Raw genomic sequence first — 15,615 nt, forward strand, 5'->3', positions numbered from 1 at the left:
GCGTCGCGCTGGCCGGCATCGGCCGCGGCCGCGCGGTGCTCGGGCGCGCCACGCTGGGCGGCCTGGCCTGGCTGGCCTGGCCCTGCGGGCTGCTGCAGTCGGCCCTGGTGGTGGCGGCGCTGGCCTCGGGGCCGGCGCAGGGCGCGGCGGTGATGGGCGTGTTCGCGGCCGCCTCGGGCCTGGGTCTGGCATTGGGCCCGGCCCTGCTGCAGCGCCTGTTCGGTCTGGGCCAGCGGGGCATGATCTGGGCCGTGCGGCTGGCGGGCCTGGGCCTGGCCGCCGCCTCGCTGTGGGCCCTGGGTCACGGGGTCTGGGCGCAGATCGCGGACCGGTGCCGCTAGCCGCGCGCGGGCCGGTTGCAGACCCAAGACTTATATAAGACTTGGACCCTTGGACGGCCATGCTGGCATAGAATCGATCGACCCTGTCGATTCCCATCCTTAAGTCTTAAGCCGCGCGCGGAAGAAGCTCACACATGTACCAACACATCCAGGTGCCCGAGGGCGGGCAGAAGATCACCGTCAACGCCGACTTCTCGCTGAACGTGCCCGACCAGCCGATCATTCCCTATATCGAGGGTGACGGCACCGGCTTCGACATCACGCCGGTGATGATCAAGGTGGTCGACGCCGCGGTCGGGAAGGCCTACGGCGGCCAGAAGAAGATCCACTGGATGGAGATCTACGCCGGCGAGAAGTCGACCAAGGTCTATGGCCCCGACGTGTGGCTGCCCGAGGAGACCCTGCAGGTCCTGCGGGACTATGTGGTCTCGATCAAGGGCCCGCTGACCACGCCGGTGGGCGGTGGCATCCGTTCGCTGAACGTGGCGCTGCGCCAGGAACTGGACCTCTACGTCTGCCTGCGCCCGGTGCGCTACTTCAAGGGCGTGCCCTCGCCGGTCAAGGAGCCCGAGAAGACCGACATGGTGATCTTCCGCGAGAACTCGGAGGACATCTATGCCGGCATCGAGTTCGAGGCCGAGAGCGAGAAGGCCAAGAAGCTGATCGCCTTCCTGCAGAACGAGTTCGGCGTCAAGAAGATCCGCTTTCCCGAGACCTCGGGTATCGGCGTCAAGCCGGTTTCGCGCGAGGGTACCGAGCGCCTGATGCGCAAGGCCATCCAGTACGCGATCGACAACAACCGGCCCAGCGTGACCATCGTGCACAAGGGCAACATCATGAAGTTCACCGAAGGGGCTTTTCGCGACTGGGCCTATGCCCTGGCGCAGAAGGAGTTCGGTGCCGAGCTGATCGACGGCGGCCCCTGGGTCAAGTTCAAGAACCCGAAGAGCGGCAAGGACATCGTGATCAAGGACTCGATCGCCGATGCCTTCTTGCAGCAGATCCTGCTGCGTCCGGCCGAGTACTCGGTGATCGCCACCCTGAACCTGAACGGCGACTATGTCTCCGACGCGCTGGCCGCCCAGGTCGGCGGCATCGGCATCGCGCCGGGCGCCAATATGTCCGACTCGGTCGCGATGTTCGAGGCCACCCATGGCACCGCGCCCAAGTACGCCGGCAAGGACTATGTGAACCCGGGCAGCGAGATCCTCTCGGCCGAGATGATGCTGCGTCACATGGGCTGGACCAAGGCGGCCGACCTGATCATCTCCTCGATGGAGAAGGCCATCCTGAGCAAGAAGGTCACCTACGACTTCGCCCGCCTGCTGGACGGCGCGACCCAGGTGTCCTGCTCCGGCTTCGGCCAGGTCATGATCGACCAGATGGACTGAAGCGCCGCGGCCGGCTCATGCCGGCCGGCGCATCCCGGAAGCGCCGGTGCCGGCCCGAGAGGGCGGCCCGGCGTTTTGCTTTGTGGCCTAGGCGCCCGCGAGCGCGCGCCGCGCCACGGCACAGAACCAGCGCAGCCCCAGCGGCAATGCGGCATCGTTGAAGTCGTAGCAGGGGTGGTGCAGTGGACGGTAGCTGCCGTCCTCGCCGCCGCCGCCCTCGGCGCGGCGCGGCCCCTGGCCCAGCCAGAGATAGGCGCCGGGCTTCTCGCGCAGCATGAAGGCGAAGTCCTCCGAGGTGAAGGCGGGGCGCGCCGCCGTCTCGGCACGCAGGCCGATCGCCGCGGCGGTCTGCAGCGCGAGCTCGGCCTCGGCCGCGCTGTTGACCGTGGCCGGGTAGTAGCGCGTGTACTTCACCTCGATCTCGCAGCCGCTGGCCAGGGCCTGGCCGGCGGCGGCCGCGCGCAGCGCGGTCTCGATGCGGTCCTGCGTCGCGGCGTCGAAGCTGCGCACGGTGCCGGTGATCTGCACCTCGGCCGGCAGCACATTGTGCGACTGCCCGCCCTCGATGCGGGTCACCGACAGCACGGCCGATTCGGCCGGGTCGATGCGGCGCGCGACGATGGTGTTGAGCTGCGCCACCAGCAGGCTGGCCGCAAGAATCGCGTCCGGCGTGTGCTGGGGCTGGGCCGCGTGGCCGCCGCGGCCGCGCACCGCGATGTCAAAGCGGTCGGCCGCCGCCATGATGGGGCCGGGTCTTGTCTGCGCCTGGCCCAGCGGCAGATCGGGCCAGTTGTGCAGTGCATAGACGGCGTCGCAGGGAAAGCGCTCGAACAGGCCGTCGCGCACCATGGCCTGGGCGCCGCCGCGGCCTTCCTCGGCCGGCTGGAAGATGAACACCACCGTGCCGACGAAGTCGCGCCGGCGCGCCAGCTGGCGCGCCGCGCCCAGCAGCATCGCGGTATGCCCGTCATGGCCGCAGCCGTGATGTCGGCCGCCGAACCGGCTGGCATGGGGCAGGCCGCTCTGCTCCTGCATCGCCAGCGCGTCCATGTCGGCGCGCAGGCCTACCATGCGACCCGCGCCATGGCGCAGCAGGCCGACCACGCCGGTGCCGCCGATGCCCTCGTGCACCTCCAGCCCCAGCTCGCGCAGCGCGGCCGCCACCAGGCCGGCGGTGCGATGCTCGGCATAGGCCAGCTCGGGGTGCGCGTGCAGATCGCGCCGCAGCGCGATCAGGTCAGTCAGCAGGTCGGCAATGTCTTCCGGGTCCGTGCTCACAGCCCGGCGTCGACCGCGTCGGCCAACTGGGCGAGGGTGTGGAAGTGGTAGTCGGGCGTGGTGATCTGCTTGACCTCCAGGGTGCCGCCGAAGCCCGGCTGGGCATGGCGGCGCTCGATCCAGCAGGTCTTCAGGCCCAGGCTCTTGGCCACGCCGATGTCGTGGTACTGGCTCTGCGCGACATGCAGATTGTCGGCCTGGCTGTAGCCGCGGGTGCTGAGGCGACCGCGCGCGAAGGCGAAGAACCTGGGGTCAGGTTTCTCGCACAGCGCATCGTCGCAGGTGACGCTGTCGTCGAAGGGTAGGTCCAGGGTCTGCTCGAAATGGCTCAGGGCCCAGCGCTGCGCATTGGTCATCGCCACCAGCTTGAAACGCTGGCGCAGGCGCTTGAGCGCAGCCACCGAGTCCGGGAAGGCCGGCCAGCGCGGCACCGAGTCGCGCAGCCCCCGGGCCAGTGCGGGCGAGTCGGGCAGGCCAAGCTCGGCGGCGATGGCATGCCAGCAGCGCTCTAGATCGTCGGGATAGGCGATCACGTCCTTGCTGGCGCGGGCGCGGCGGTAGGCGGCGAGGAAGTCCTCGTCGCCGACGGGGCTGTCGGGCAGGGCCTCGCGCAGATAGTTCAGCATGCCGCGCTCGAAGTCGATCAGCGTGCCCACAACGTCGAAAGTCAGAACCTTGAAGTCTTGCAAAGGCATGACAACACCTTCAGAGGGGAGTGGAGGATGGGGTGGCGGACTGCCCGGACTGGTACTGGCCGGGCGTCATGCCGCACAGGCGCTTGAAGCGGCGCGACAGATGGCTTTGGTCGTAGAAGCCCGATTCGCTGGCCGCGCGCGCGACCGGCATGCCCTGGCGCAGCAGGGCCTGGGCGCGCTGCACGCGCCGCTGGTTGATGTAGCGGTAGGGCGACATGCCGATGCGCTCGCGGAACACGGTGGCGAAGCGCCACAGGCTCAGGCCGCTGAGCGCGGCCAGGCTCTCCAGGCGCAGCGGTTCGCCGAGATGGGCGTCGATATGGGCCAGCACCGGGGCCAGCGAGCGTTGCCGCGGGGCGGGCGCGGCGGCGATGTCCAGGGGCTGCGGGGTGTTTGCCATGGCCACAGCTTAAGTCTGCTGCCGCCGTCGATGTGGCCGTAAACCCGGCGCGCGGCGGTAGCGAATTGCGTTTCGCGCGGCCGGCCGCGCAGATTCTGCGGCCTTGCGTGCATCAGCAAAAGCGTCCTATCAAGACCGGGGCCGGGCTCCCTAGGCTGCGGGCCCCGCAACGTCTTTTATCCGCTGGAACGCATATGCCCATCACCATCCTCAAGCAATCCGTCGGCTTCGGCCCCCTGCAGGACGAAGGCCCGGTCGCCAAGCCGCTGAGCCTGCCCGCCGCCACCACGCGCGGCCATGCCGTCAGCCTGGAGGGCGCGGGCGCCAACCGCAGCGGCGTCTGGGAATGCAGCCCCGGCCGCTTCGAGCGCCAGCTGGCCAATGCCGAGCTCATGCACATCCTCAGCGGCGCCTGCAGCTTCACGCCCAGCGGCGGCGAGACGCTGGAGATCGGTGCCGGCGACACCCTGTTCTTCCCGGCCCACACGACCGGGGTCTGGCACATCAGGGAGACCCTGCGCAAGGTCTATGTGGTGATGGCGGCGCAGGACTGAGCGCCGGCCCCGAACGAAAACCGGGAGCCAGGGCTCCCGGTCTGCTTCAGAAGTAGCGCACCCAGGCCTGGGTGGAGCGCCGCTTGTAGGCGGCGAAAGCGCGCACCGGGTAGTAGAGCAGGGGCACCATCGCCAGCCAGACCACCCAGACGATCCAGAAGGCATCGGCATCGACGCCGAAGCGCGTGCCCTGATTGGGGCCGAAGATCGCCAGCAGGATGCGGTAGCCGATCATCAGCACATAGAGGTGCAGCAGGTAGAAGAACATTGGCGCGCCGCCGAAAGTCGAGCACAGCCGGGTGAAGCCGTTGTCGGCGAATTCCAGCGCGGCCAGCAGCAGCATGCCGCCGCCCAGGGTCATCAGCAGGAAGTCCAGCGAGGGCGGGTACTTGGTGAAGTTGAGCCAAGACATCGCGGTCTCGATGCCGCTGGCGCCCGCCACCCAGGGCGCGTTCTCGCCGTAGATGTTGAAGCCGCGCAGCAGCAGCAGCGCGGCCAGGCAGGCCAGGCCGACCGCCACCAGCAACTTGCGTCGGGTCTGCCCGTCCAGGCGCTGCGAGAACAGCGGCGCGAAGCTGTAGCCCAGCAGGATCACGCCGACCCAGGGCAGGGCCGGGTAGGTCAGGCGCACCTTCAGCGCGCCCTCGGCCACCAGCCAGCCGCGATGCAGCATCAAGGTCCAGGGCGCGTACCAGGCGCTGTCCGGCGGGACGATGTAGCCTGCCACGGCGTTGTGGCCGCAGACGATGATCGCGCCCAGGGTGGCCAGGAACCAGCGCGGCAGTCCGCTGAGCAGGGCCAGCACCACCATGCTGAAGCCGATCGCCCACATCACCTGCAGATAGAGCACATGGTAGGTGCCGCTCCAGGCGAAGTTCACCAGGGTCAGCTCTAGCGCAATGATCAGCAGGCCGCGCTTGAGCAGATAGCCGCGCACATCGCGCGTCGTGCCGCTGGGCGGGTTGGCATAGAGCCAGGCCGACAGCCCGGTCAGGAACACGAACACCGGCGCGCAGAAATGTGCGGCCAGGCGGGAGAAGAAGACCTCGGGCGGCGTGCCCGGCACCGTCATCGGGTCGGTGACCTGCAGGTGCAGGTAGAGGGTCTCGCGCACATGGTCGAGCAGCATCACGATCATCACCAGGCCGCGCAGCGCATCGATCGAGGTGATGCGGGCCTTGTGCGCGGCGACGCCGTCGCTGCGCGCCGCCGCCGGGCGCGCGCCCGCCAGCCGCATGCCGGATGAAGGGGAAGAAGAAATGGACATGGTGTGAATTCCTCTCTGGGTGAGGCGGGCCTTGTCTCCGCGGCCCGGGGCTGTGCTTATTTCTTGGCCGCGCTGGCCGGCAGGGTGCGCGGTGCCGTCGGCAGCGGCGGCAGACCGGTAGCGCGGTGGAAGGACAGCGCCGTGTTGTAGCCCTCCAGCTGGTAGGGTTCGGCGCCCTGGGCGCCGGCTCGCTCGCCCGTCACCTCGTCGAGATGGTAGAGGCCGATCACATAGTTGCCGCGCCAGGGCAGGGGAAAGCGGAACTTGCCGTCGATGTCGCTGCTGGCCTGCAGGGTCCAGCCGGAAGGCGTTCCCAGGGCCATCTTGACGCCGGGCAACGCCTCACCGCGGAAGACGACGCGGAACTCGTGCAGCCCGCCGGCGCTGACGCCGGTCGGCAGGATGTCCAGCGGCAGCTTGGGCTCATGGGGGCGCAGCTCGGCCACCCAGCGCGTCGCCGGGATCCAGTAGGTGCGCAGCGACTTGCCTTCGCGCTTGGTGTCGAACATCGGGTAGAGCTTGTCGATCGCGATAAAGGAGTCGCTCTTGCCCGGCAGCACGCGCAGGCCCGGCAGCGCAAAGCCCTCGGTCTGCTTGCTCAGGGCCAGCGGCGTCTCGCCGCTCGGCGACAGCCAGCTGGCGCTGAGCTGGACGAACTTGTCCAGCCCGCCCGGCGACTGCTCGTGCATGTTCACGTCCAGTTCGCCATAGCGGAAGGTCAGGACCTTGCCCTCCTGCTCGAACCAGATCTGGTGGGCGTGCGCGCCGCCGGCCGACGCCAGCAGCGCGGCGCCGAGACACAGGGTCTTGCGAAGGCGGAGTGATGAAAGAGAACGAAGCATGGTGAGGGCTCCTCAGAACTTGTACTGGGCGGTGACGGTGAAGCGGCGGCCGTTGCCCGGGAACACCCACATCTGGCTGTAGGAGCTGGTGTAGAACAGCTTGTCGCTCAGGTTGTCGATGTCCAGCGACAGGCGCAGCTGCTTGCCCCATTGGTAGGACGAGATCAGCTTGACCGTGGTGTAGGCCGGCAGCTTGAAGTCGTCGGTCGCCGTCAGCGGGGCCACGGCGCCATCGCGCTCGCCGATGTAGTTGAGGCCCAGGCCCAGGGTGGCGTTGTTGCCGGCCAGCGCGAAGGACTTCACCAGCATCACGTTGGCGCTGTGGCGTGGCACATTGGCGAGCTGGCGGCCCACCAGGAAGGCGTTGTTGTCCTCGGTGACCTGGGCGTCGGTGAAGGCATAGGCGGCCGACAGGCGCAGGCCCGGCATCAGCTCGCCGGCGACATCGAGTTCGACGCCTTTGCTTTCCACCTCGCCCGCGGCGATCGAGAAGTTGTTCGGATCCACCGGGTCGGGGGTCAGAACATTGTTCTTCGAGATCTTGTAGAAGGCCAGGGTGCTGGTGATCTTGCCGTCGGCGCTGTCGAGCTTGGCGCCCAGTTCGCCCGCCTTGCCCTTCTCTGCCGGGAAGGATTCGAAGGCGCGGCTGATGCCGCTGTTGGGCCGGAAGCTCTTGGAGGCGGTGGCATAGAGCGACAGGCTCTTGCTTGGCTGGTAGACCAGGCCCACGCGCGGCGAGCTGGCGTCCAGGCTCTGTTCGGTGACGCGGCCGTTGCGGTGGTTCAGCACCGACTGCTCGTACTTGTCGTAGCGCAGGCCCAGCAAGGCCTTCCATTGCGCGCTCAGGTCGATCTGGTCCTGCGCATAGACCGAGTGCGCGCGCTGCTTTTCGCGCGTGTCGGTGTTCAGCGTCATCGGCGGCGCCACCTGGCCGTAGACCGGCGCATAGATGTCGATCGAGCTGGCATTGGCGACGCGGAACTGGCGGCGCTCATCGGTGAAGCGGTAGGCGTCGACGCCCACCAGCACATGGTGGGTCAGGCCCCAGCCGCGCAGCTTGCCCAGCAGCTCCAGGCGGCCCGAGACGTCGCGCGCCTCGTTGTCGCGCGTGCGGCGCTGGCGCACCAGGGTGCGCTGGTCGGCCTGCAGGAAACGGCCCTCGGTCGATATGCCCTCGATCGAGCTGTCGCGGTAGCTGAAGCCGGTCTGCACGGACCAGTCGTCGTTGAAGTAATGCTGCAGGAAGACCTGGTTGCCGGTGGTCTCGATCGTGTGCTTGCCGTCGGCCGGTTCGCCCAGGAAGCGCGAACGCGGCACGACGCCCAGGCGGCCGTTGATCGCCAGCACGCCGCGGTCGAAGGTGGCGCGCTGCTTTGAGACCTCCAGCTCGTAGGACAGCGTGGTGTCCGGCGTCAGCAGCCAGATCACCGAGGGCGAGAGCAGGTAGCGCTCCGAGCCCACATGGTCGCGGTAGCTGTCGCCGCGCTCGGCCGCGGCATTCAGGCGGTAGGCGAAGCGTTCGCCGATCGGGCCGGTCAGGTCGGCGGTGGCGCGCCGGGTGTCGTAGCTGCCGGCCGAGATCTCCAGGGTCTGGGCCGGCTGGAACAGCGGCTTCTTGGTCGTGATGTTGACCGTGCCGCCGGGCTCGCCGCGGCCGTAGAGCGCCGAGGCCGGGCCCTTCAGCACCTCCACCGTGGCGGTGTTGGCGGCGTCGCGCACGCCGTTGTAGCCGCGGCTGTAGTTGAAGCCGTTGACCATGTAGTCGGAGCCGAAGTTGGGGTCGCCGGTGAAGCCGCGCATGGCGTAGCTGTCCCACAGCCCGCCCAGGTTGCTCTGCTTGGAGATGCCGCTGCCCAGCTCCAGCGCCTCGGCCAGCTTGGTCACGCCAGCGTCCTGCAGCACGTCGGCGCTCAGCACCCGCACGCTCTGCGGCAGATCCTTCAGGAGCGCGTCGCTCTTGGTCGCGCCGGTGGCCGAGAGATTGCGGTAGGGCTGCTTGACGCCGTTGACCTGCACGGTCTCCAGCTGCGTGGCGGAGGCCGCGGGCGCGGCCTCATCGGCCGCCCACAGGGACGGGCTGCAGGCCAGGCAGGCGGCAGCAGGCAGCAGGGCCAGACGGGGAAGGGCTTGGGTGGACATCATCGTTCTACTCCGGAAGGGTTTTTGCGAAGAGCTCGAACAGCTGAGGGAGGGAAAAGAGCGGAAGGGAAGCGACGGGGCGGCGCTGCGCTTCAGCGCAAGGTGAAACGCACCGACAGGGTCTGGTTCTGGGGCGTGGTGATCACCGCGACCGCCTTGGCGCCGGCGGCCAGCTTCAGGCCCTCGGCCAGCAGCTTGTTGGCGCCGGCCGGCTTGAGTGGGGCGTCGGTCTTGACGCCGTTCAGCAGCACGCTGAGCTTGCCGCCATAGCCGGCGGTGCTGAGCGCTTCCCCATGGTCCTCCACATAGAGCATGGCGGAGCCGTCAAGCCCCACCAGCTCGAAGCTGAGGTCGTTGGCGCTCTGCACCACGCCGCCATGCTTGGGCGTGCCGTCGCCATGGGCCATCAGCAGGCCCGATGCCGTCAGCAGCAAGAGGGCCAGCAGTCGTTTCATCGTTGCGTTCATCGTGGTCAATCTCCGGCAAGCAGTTCATCGATCGGCGCACTTGAAAAAGGGCGGCGCCACCAGCCCGTGAAGAAGCAGTGAGGGTGTCGGGGGGCAGCTCAAAAGGCCTCGCGGGTCGGCGCCAGCGCGGCGGCCGTTTCCGCCTCGTCGTCGGCCGCCATCAGGCGCGCGGTGGCGCGCTCGCCGACCAGCCAAAACACCAGCGGCGTCAAGAGGGTGTCGAGCAGGGTCGAGCTGATCAGCCCGCCGAAGATCACCACCGCCACCGGGTGCAGGATCTCCTTGCCGGGGGCGTCGGCCGCCAGCAGCAGCGGGACCAGGGCGAAGGCCGCGACCAGGGCCGTCATCAGCACCGGCGTGAGCCGCTCCAGCGAGCCGCGCACGATCATGGGCGGCCCGAAGCGCTCGCCCTCGAAGCGGCACAGATTGATGTAGTGGCTGACCTTCAGGATGCCGTTGCGGGTCGCGATGCCGGCCAGCGTGATGAAGCCCACCATCGAGGCCACCGACAGGCTGACCCCGGCGATCCACATCGCCGCCACGCTGCCGATCAGGGCCAGCGGGATGTTGGCCATGATCACGCCGGCCAGCACGGCCGAGCGGTAGCGCGAATAGAGCACCAGGAACACCATGGCCAGCGACAGCAGCGACAGGCCGGTGATCAGCCGGGTCGCCTGTTCCTGCGCCTGGAACTGGCCCTCCAGACTGACGAAGGTGCCGGCCGGCAGCTTGCTCTGGGCGATCACCCGGCGGATGTCGGCGATCACGCGGCCCATGTCGCTGCCGTCGGTGTTGGCATAGACGACGATGCGGCGCCGGCTGTTCTCGCGGCCGATCTGGTTGGGGCCGTCGCTTTCCTCTACGGTGGCGATGCTGGCCAGCGGCAGGCGGCCGGCTGGCGTGTCGATCAGGGTGCGGGCCAGGTCCTGCGGGCTGCGACGGCCGTCGGGCAGGCGCAGCACCAGGTCGTAGCGGCGCTGGCCATCGACGATCTCGGCGCCATGCGCGCCGTCGGTCAGGGCCTGCAGCATGCGCATCGCCTCGCCGGGCGCGAGCCCTGCCTGCGCGGCGCGGCGCTGGTCCAGGCGCACGGTGATCTGCGGGATTAGCACCTGCTTCTCGACCGTCAGGTCGACGAGGCCGGGCACGCCGGAGAGGCCCTGGCGCATCTGCTCGGCCAGGCCGCGCAGGGTGTCGGTGTCATCGCCGAAGATCTTGATCGCGATCTGGGCCCGCACGCCGGACAGCAGATGATCCAGGCGGTGCGAGATCGGCTGCCCCACCGCGACCTGAGCCGGCAGCACCGCGAGCTTTTCGCGGATCGCGGCCATCACGGTCTCGCGGTCGCGTCCGCCCGTGCGTTTCAGGTCGACGTCGATCTCGGAGGCATGCACGCCCTCGGCATGCTCGTCCAGCTCGGCGCGGCCGGTACGCCGGCCCACCTGCGTGACCTCGGGCACCTCGCGGATCAGCGCCTCGGCCAGGCTGCCCAGGCGGTTCGCCTCGTCCAGCGAGGTGCCGGGGTTGAACATCATCCCGAGTACCAGCGAGCCCTCGTTGAAGGCTGGCAGGAAGGCTCTGGGCATGAAGGGCACGCTGGCCGCCGCAGCCAGCACGGCGATGCCCGCCAGCGCCACCAGGCCGCGGGCGCGCGGGAAGGACCAGGCCAGCAGCCGCGCGTCGTGGCGCTTCAGCCAGCGCACCAGCGGGCTGTCCTCGTGGTCCAGCTTTTCCTGCATCCGCGGCAGCAGCCAGGCGCACAGCACCGGAGTCAGGGTCATCGACACCGCCATCGAGGCCAGCACCGAGGCGATGTAGGCGATGCCCAGTGGCGAGAACAGCCGGCCCTCGATGCCAGGCAGGGCGAACAGCGGCACGAACACCAGCACGACGATGGTGGTCGCGTAGACGATGCCCGAGCGCACCTCGACGCTGGCGCGCAGCACCACCTCGCGCACTGGCAGGGGCTTGGCGGCCGCGCGGTTCTGCTTCAGGCGGCGCAGGATGTTCTCGACATCGACCACCGCATCGTCCACCAGCTCGCCGATCGCGATCGCGATGCCGCCCAGTGTCATCACATTGATCGACTGGCCCAAGAGCTGGAACACCAGGGCCGTCACCGCCAGCGACAGCGGGATCGCGGTCAGCGAGATCAGCGTGGTGCGCGCCGACAGCAGGAAGGCGAACAGCACGATGGCCACCATGATGGCGCCGTCACGCAGCGCTTCGGTGACATTGCCCACCGAGGCCTCGATGAAATCGGCCTGGCGGAACAGCACCTTAGGCGCGCTGATGCCGGCCGGCAGGCCCGGCTCCAGCTCCTTCAGCGCGGCCTCGATCTGCCGGGTCAGCTGCACCGTGTCGGCGCCGGGCTGCTTCTGCACGCTGACGATCACCGCCGGCGCGCCGTTGTAGCCGGCATCGCCGCGCTTCATCGCCGCGGCGATGCGCACGTCCGCTACCTGCTCCAGCAGGATGGCGCGGCCGTCTTTCCAGGCCACGGCGATGCCGCGCAGGTCCTCGATGCGTTGGGTGCGCGCCATGTGGCGGATCAGGTACTCGCGGCTGTTCAGGTCGATGAAGCCGCCGCCGGCATTGCCGGCGAAGCCCTGCAGCGCCGCCTCGATCTGGCTCAGCGAGACGCCGGCCTGCGCCATGCGCAGGGTGTCGGGCTCGACGCGCAAGGTACGCACCTCGCCGCCGATCGGTATCACCTGCGACACGCCCACCAGGGACAGCAGGCGTGGCCGCAGCACGAAGTCGGCGTACTCGCGCACCTGCATCGGTGTGGCTTTGCTCGCGCCCTGCGCCTGCAGAGGCAGCGCGATCAGCATCACCTCGCCCATGATGGAGGACACCGGCCCCATCACCGGCGTGATGCCGGCGGGCAGTTGCTCGCGCACCAGAGCCAGGCGCTCGGCGACGATCTGGCGGTTGCGGTAGATGTCGGTGCCCCAGTCGAACTCGGCGTAGTGAATGGCAAGGCCGACGCCTGAGGTCGAGCGCACGCGCGTGACGCCTGGCATGCCGTTGAGCGCGGTCTCGACCGGCACCGTGACCAGCTGCTCGACCTCCTCCGGCGCCATGCCGCCGGCCTCGGTCAGCACCGTGATCAGTGGTTTGTTGAGGTCGGGGAACACATCTACCGGCGTGCGCCAGGCGGTGAGGGCGCCGTAGACCAGCAGCAGGGCGGCGAATGCCAGCACGAACAGGCGGTTGTGCAGGCTGAAGCGGACGATCCAGTTGAACATGATGGCAAGCTCCCGTTCAGCGGATCTGGGCCACCAGCGCCGCGCCCTGGATCAGCACGCGGTTGCCCTCGCCCAGCCCCTGGGTCACGACCACGGTGCTGCTGTCCAGCGGCCGGTACTGCACCGGCTGCGGGATGTAGCGCTCGGCCCCCGACTTGATCCAGACGACGGCCTCGTTGGCCGGGTTGCGCACCACGGCCTGGGCCGGCAGCACATAGCCCTTGAGCTGGGTCCTCAGGCTGACGATCACGCCCAGCGGCTGGCCCAGCGCCAGCGGCGCGGCGCCTTTGTCGAGCCGCGCCCGGAAAGTCAGCGGCAGCAGGCCGTCGCGCAGACCGCCGCCGGCGCCGGCCAGGCTCAGCCTGACGCCGGGCTGGCCCGCCAGATGGGCGCCGGCGATGCGGGGCACGATGGCCGGGTCGGCCGTGCCGGCCTCGACCAGCAGGCGCGCCGGGTCGACCACCTCGAACAGCATGTCGCGCGGCTCCACCACCTGGCCCGCCAGCGCCTCGGCGCGGGCGATCACGCCGTCCACCGGCGCCAGCAGCGCCTCGCGCGCCTGCAGACTGGCGCCGATATCGCGCTCGCGCGCTGTCAGGCTCTGCAGCTCGGCCTCGGCCGCCTCGATCTCCTTGCGCGGCACGCTGCCTTCCAGGCCGTGCAGGCGCTGCACGCGGCGCTCGGCCAGCGTGCGGTTGGCGCGCAGCTCGTTGAGCTGGGCCTGCTGGTTGGCGCGCGCATAGGGCTCGGCGTGGAAGCGCACATAGGCCAGCAGCTCGCCGCGCCTAACCGCCTGGCCGGCCAGCGGCAGGCCCTTGGGGCCGGGCTCGACGCGGCCGCCCTGCGCGGTCTGCACGCGGCCGCCGGCATTGGGGTCGATGACGACGCGGCCCGGCAGTTCCAGCGCGGCCGGCGCGTCGGACAGCGGCACGAAGCGGGTACGCAGGCCCATGCGGCGCTGTGCCGGTACCGGTACCTGCACGCTGCCGTCGGGCAGGCGCGCCAGGCCGCTGGCCTGGACGGCCGCGGGGCCGTCGAGATGTTCGCCGTTCGGGCCGTGGGCGCCGGGCGAAGCCTGGGCGGCGGTGGCCAGCAGCAGGAGCGGGAGCAGGATCGGCAGGGCAGGGATTCGCTTCATCGTGCGGCTCCGAAGGTGTTGGAACGGCGGGCGCGCTGCCGCACCACGCGCAGGCCGGCGATGCCGACCACGACCAGGCCCAGCAGGGCTGCCGCGCCGTAGCCGGCACGGACCAGGCCGGCCGACTCGGCGTCGTGCCGGGTGTCCTGTGCGGCGACGGTCAGGCTGCCGTCCAGCAGGTCGGTCTCGCCGCCGGCCGTGACGGTGAAGACCAGCGCATGCCGGCCCGGCCGCGCCAGCGCGGCCAGCAGGGCCCGGTCGGCGACGGCGTAGGCGCCCGGCTCGGCGCGGTAGACGGCGGCCGCCTTGGCGCTGCCGAGTTCGAGCTCGACCTTGGCACCCAGCACCGCCTCGTTGCTCTCGTAGCGGTTGATGAACAGCAGCAGCTCGCCGCTGCCGAGCTGGCCGACGATCTCGAACAGCTCGGAATGAGCCTCGAAGCGCGGCTGCTGGCCGGCGCCGGCCTGGGCGGAGGGCGGGCCGTCCAGGTGCTCGCCATTGGGCCCATGGGCGCCGGGCGAGGCCCAGGCCGGTCCGTTCAGGGCCAGGCCCAGCAGCAGGGACAGGAAACAGAAAACAGATCTCATGGCAACAACCCGGAAGCTTGGAGAAGGCGCGCGCGGGCCAGGCCCAGCGCGGCGTGATGACGGGCCTGAATCGCCTCGGCCTGGGCGGTGGCCTGGACGGCCAGCAGCAGCTCGGGGAGGGCGGTCTCGCCGGCACGGAAGGAGCGCTCCAGCAGCGCGGCGCGCTGGCGCAGCAGTTCGGCGCGCTGTTCCTGCAGCCGGGCCTGCTGCTCGGCGCCGAGCAGGGCGCCGCGCGCCACGGCCAGCTCGGTCTCGAGTTCCTGGCGCAGCCGCAGCAGCTCGGCCTCGGCCTGGTCCAGCGCAGCCTGGGCTGCGGCCTGCAGCGGCGCGTTGCGCATGTCGGCGCCGAAGGGCAGGCGCAGGCCGATGGCCATGCTGCGCTCGGTGGCCTGGCCGCGCTCGCTGCGGTCCTCGCGGTAGCCCAGGGTCAGCTCCGGCGCCTCGCTGCGGTTGCGCCGCTCAAGCTCGAGCTGGCGGCGCGCGGCCTCGACCGCCTGCAGCGCCTGCAGCAGGGCCGGATGGCCGTCCACCGGGGCGTCGCCCCGGGGCTCGGCCGGTTCGCCGGGCTCGATCTCGGCGGGCAGGCCGGTAAGGGACTGCCAGCGCAGGCGCTCGGCCGCAGGCGCTGGCTCCCCGCCATGGCCTCGGTTTCGGCCGCCAGCAGCTCGCCCCTTGCGGCCAGCGCATCGCTATGGGCCAGCTCGCCGGCGCGCACCCGACGTTCGACGTCACGGCCCAGCTCGCGCAGATAGCCCTGCTGCGCCTCGGCGGCCCGGGCCTCGGCCTGCAGGCCCGTCAGGCTCCAGGCCAGCTCGCGCAGCTGGCCGGCCAGGCGCAGCCGGGCTGCCTGGGCGCTCAGCTCGGCCAGCCGCAGCTCGGCCGCGGCGGCCGCCTGGCGCGCGCCGCGCTGGCCGGGCAGCCACAGCGGCAGCGCGATGCCGATCTCGCGTTCCTGCAGGCCGCGGTTGCGCTGCCAGCGGTCCTGGCGATGCGCCAGTTCCAGCGCCGGCGGCGCGGCCAGCAGGCTGGCGGCGGCGCGCTGCTCGGCCGTGGCGCGCAGCAGCTGGCCCTGCGCGGCCGCGCCGGCCTGGGTGCGCTGCCAGGCCGCATCGAGGGCCTGTGCGAGGTTGCTCGGTGGCGCGGCCAGCACCGCGCAGCACCAGGCGCTTCCCGCGAGGACGAGGGGAAGCTTGCGTAGGTCGATCTTCAAGAAGGGCCTGCCGATCTCGGGGCGAGCAGGGCCGGGCCGGCGCGAACGGGCGCGC

15 protein-coding genes are annotated in these 15,615 nt (G+C 70.2%); 3 read left to right on the top strand and 12 right to left on the bottom strand.

Annotated elements, in window-relative coordinates; genetic code table 11:
* Both AC07OQ_RS19115 and icd read left to right on the top strand, forming a co-directional pair.
* Window positions 1–341 (top strand): urease accessory protein UreH domain-containing protein (locus AC07OQ_RS19115; RefSeq protein ID WP_495054731.1); only part of this gene is annotated, 341 nt, incomplete at its 5' end.
* Window positions 342–475: 134 nt separating this feature from the next.
* Window positions 476–1,732 (top strand): NADP-dependent isocitrate dehydrogenase, encoded by a 1,257-nt coding sequence (icd, locus tag AC07OQ_RS19120; RefSeq protein ID WP_495054732.1) that lies wholly within the window; start codon window positions 476–478, stop codon window positions 1,730–1,732.
* Between the two features lie 87 nt (window positions 1,733–1,819).
* On the opposite strand, the gene AC07OQ_RS19125 is transcribed toward icd, so the two are convergent.
* From AC07OQ_RS19125 to AC07OQ_RS19135, 3 genes are read right to left on the bottom strand one after another with little or no spacing between them, the layout of a single operon-like run.
* The gene (locus AC07OQ_RS19125; protein WP_495054733.1) at window positions 1,820–3,010 is read right to left on the bottom strand and encodes a M20 aminoacylase family protein; all 1,191 of its coding nucleotides are present in this window, start codon (window positions 3,008–3,010) and stop codon (window positions 1,820–1,822) included.
* Window positions 3,007–3,705 carry an HAD-IA family hydrolase gene (locus tag AC07OQ_RS19130; RefSeq protein WP_495054734.1) on the bottom strand — a complete coding sequence of 233 codons (699 nt, stop codon included), beginning with the start codon at window positions 3,703–3,705 and terminating at the stop codon, window positions 3,007–3,009. The genes AC07OQ_RS19125 and AC07OQ_RS19130 overlap by 4 nt, the downstream gene beginning before the upstream one ends.
* Before the next feature lie 10 nt (window positions 3,706–3,715).
* Window positions 3,716–4,105 carry a helix-turn-helix domain-containing protein gene (locus AC07OQ_RS19135; RefSeq protein ID WP_495054735.1) on the bottom strand — a complete coding sequence of 130 codons (390 nt, stop codon included), beginning with the start codon at window positions 4,103–4,105 and terminating at the stop codon, window positions 3,716–3,718.
* Between the two features lie 194 nt (window positions 4,106–4,299).
* On the opposite strand from AC07OQ_RS19135, the gene AC07OQ_RS19140 reads away from it, so the two are divergent.
* Window positions 4,300–4,659 carry a cupin domain-containing protein gene (locus tag AC07OQ_RS19140; RefSeq protein ID WP_495054736.1) on the top strand — a complete coding sequence of 120 codons (360 nt, stop codon included), beginning with the start codon at window positions 4,300–4,302 and terminating at the stop codon, window positions 4,657–4,659.
* A 46-nt stretch (window positions 4,660–4,705) separates the two neighbouring features.
* Here the strand turns inward: AC07OQ_RS19140 and AC07OQ_RS19145 are convergent, their stop codons facing one another.
* From AC07OQ_RS19145 to AC07OQ_RS19185, 9 genes are all read right to left on the bottom strand, one after another.
* Window positions 4,706–5,926, bottom strand: coding sequence for an acetyltransferase domain-containing protein (locus tag AC07OQ_RS19145; RefSeq protein WP_495054737.1), 1,221 nt, complete (start codon window positions 5,924–5,926; stop codon window positions 4,706–4,708).
* Between the two features lie 56 nt (window positions 5,927–5,982).
* Window positions 5,983–6,768 carry a cobalt ABC transporter substrate-binding protein gene (locus AC07OQ_RS19150; protein ID WP_495054738.1) on the bottom strand — a complete coding sequence of 262 codons (786 nt, stop codon included), beginning with the start codon at window positions 6,766–6,768 and terminating at the stop codon, window positions 5,983–5,985.
* 12 nt (window positions 6,769–6,780) lie between these two features.
* Entirely contained in the window at window positions 6,781–8,910 is a 2,130-nt protein-coding gene (locus AC07OQ_RS19155; protein WP_495054739.1) for a TonB-dependent siderophore receptor, read from the bottom strand.
* Between the two features lie 89 nt (window positions 8,911–8,999).
* On the bottom strand, window positions 9,000–9,362 hold the full coding sequence (locus tag AC07OQ_RS19160; RefSeq protein WP_495054740.1) for a hypothetical protein: 363 nt from the start codon (window positions 9,360–9,362) through the stop codon (window positions 9,000–9,002).
* 110 nt (window positions 9,363–9,472) lie between these two features.
* A complete protein-coding gene (locus AC07OQ_RS19165) occupies window positions 9,473–12,625 on the bottom strand; it encodes an efflux RND transporter permease subunit (protein WP_495054741.1) in 3,153 nt (1,050 codons plus the stop codon).
* Window positions 12,626–12,641: 16 nt separating this feature from the next.
* Entirely contained in the window at window positions 12,642–13,763 is a 1,122-nt protein-coding gene (locus tag AC07OQ_RS19170) for an efflux RND transporter periplasmic adaptor subunit (RefSeq protein WP_495054742.1), read from the bottom strand.
* Complete coding sequence (locus tag AC07OQ_RS19175; RefSeq protein ID WP_495054743.1) at window positions 13,760–14,350, bottom strand: hypothetical protein; 591 nt, start codon at window positions 14,348–14,350, stop codon at window positions 13,760–13,762. Before AC07OQ_RS19175 ends, AC07OQ_RS19170 begins: the two co-directional genes overlap by 4 nt.
* Window positions 14,347–14,880 carry a TolC family protein gene (locus AC07OQ_RS19180; protein WP_495054744.1) on the bottom strand — a complete coding sequence of 178 codons (534 nt, stop codon included), beginning with the start codon at window positions 14,878–14,880 and terminating at the stop codon, window positions 14,347–14,349. The genes AC07OQ_RS19175 and AC07OQ_RS19180 overlap by 4 nt, the downstream gene beginning before the upstream one ends.
* The gene (locus AC07OQ_RS19185; RefSeq protein WP_495054745.1) at window positions 14,778–15,560 is read right to left on the bottom strand and encodes a hypothetical protein; all 783 of its coding nucleotides are present in this window, start codon (window positions 15,558–15,560) and stop codon (window positions 14,778–14,780) included. Before AC07OQ_RS19185 ends, AC07OQ_RS19180 begins: the two co-directional genes overlap by 103 nt.
* Window positions 15,561–15,615: the final 55 nt, after the last annotated feature.

It is taken from the genome of Roseateles sp. GW821-FHT09B06 (assembly GCF_059418245.1).

What these genes read in the sequence shown, in the direction of transcription:
- icd (WP_495054732.1), top strand. Translation starts at nt 476, where the DNA reads ATGTACCAACACATCCAGGTGCCCGAGGGCGGGCAGAAGATCACCGTC.
- AC07OQ_RS19130 (WP_495054734.1), bottom strand. Translation starts at nt 3,705, where the DNA reads ATGCCTTTGCAAGACTTCAAGGTTCTGACTTTCGACGTTGTGGGCACG.
- AC07OQ_RS19135 (WP_495054735.1), bottom strand. Translation starts at nt 4,105, where the DNA reads ATGGCAAACACCCCGCAGCCCCTGGACATCGCCGCCGCGCCCGCCCCG.
- AC07OQ_RS19140 (WP_495054736.1), top strand. Translation starts at nt 4,300, where the DNA reads ATGCCCATCACCATCCTCAAGCAATCCGTCGGCTTCGGCCCCCTGCAG.
- AC07OQ_RS19145 (WP_495054737.1), bottom strand. Translation starts at nt 5,926, where the DNA reads ATGTCCATTTCTTCTTCCCCTTCATCCGGCATGCGGCTGGCGGGCGCG.
- AC07OQ_RS19150 (WP_495054738.1), bottom strand. Translation starts at nt 6,768, where the DNA reads ATGCTTCGTTCTCTTTCATCACTCCGCCTTCGCAAGACCCTGTGTCTC.
- AC07OQ_RS19155 (WP_495054739.1), bottom strand. Translation starts at nt 8,910, where the DNA reads ATGATGTCCACCCAAGCCCTTCCCCGTCTGGCCCTGCTGCCTGCTGCC.
- AC07OQ_RS19160 (WP_495054740.1), bottom strand. Translation starts at nt 9,362, where the DNA reads ATGAAACGACTGCTGGCCCTCTTGCTGCTGACGGCATCGGGCCTGCTG.
- AC07OQ_RS19165 (WP_495054741.1), bottom strand. Translation starts at nt 12,625, where the DNA reads ATGTTCAACTGGATCGTCCGCTTCAGCCTGCACAACCGCCTGTTCGTG.
- AC07OQ_RS19170 (WP_495054742.1), bottom strand. Translation starts at nt 13,763, where the DNA reads ATGAAGCGAATCCCTGCCCTGCCGATCCTGCTCCCGCTCCTGCTGCTG.
- AC07OQ_RS19175 (WP_495054743.1), bottom strand. Translation starts at nt 14,350, where the DNA reads ATGAGATCTGTTTTCTGTTTCCTGTCCCTGCTGCTGGGCCTGGCCCTG.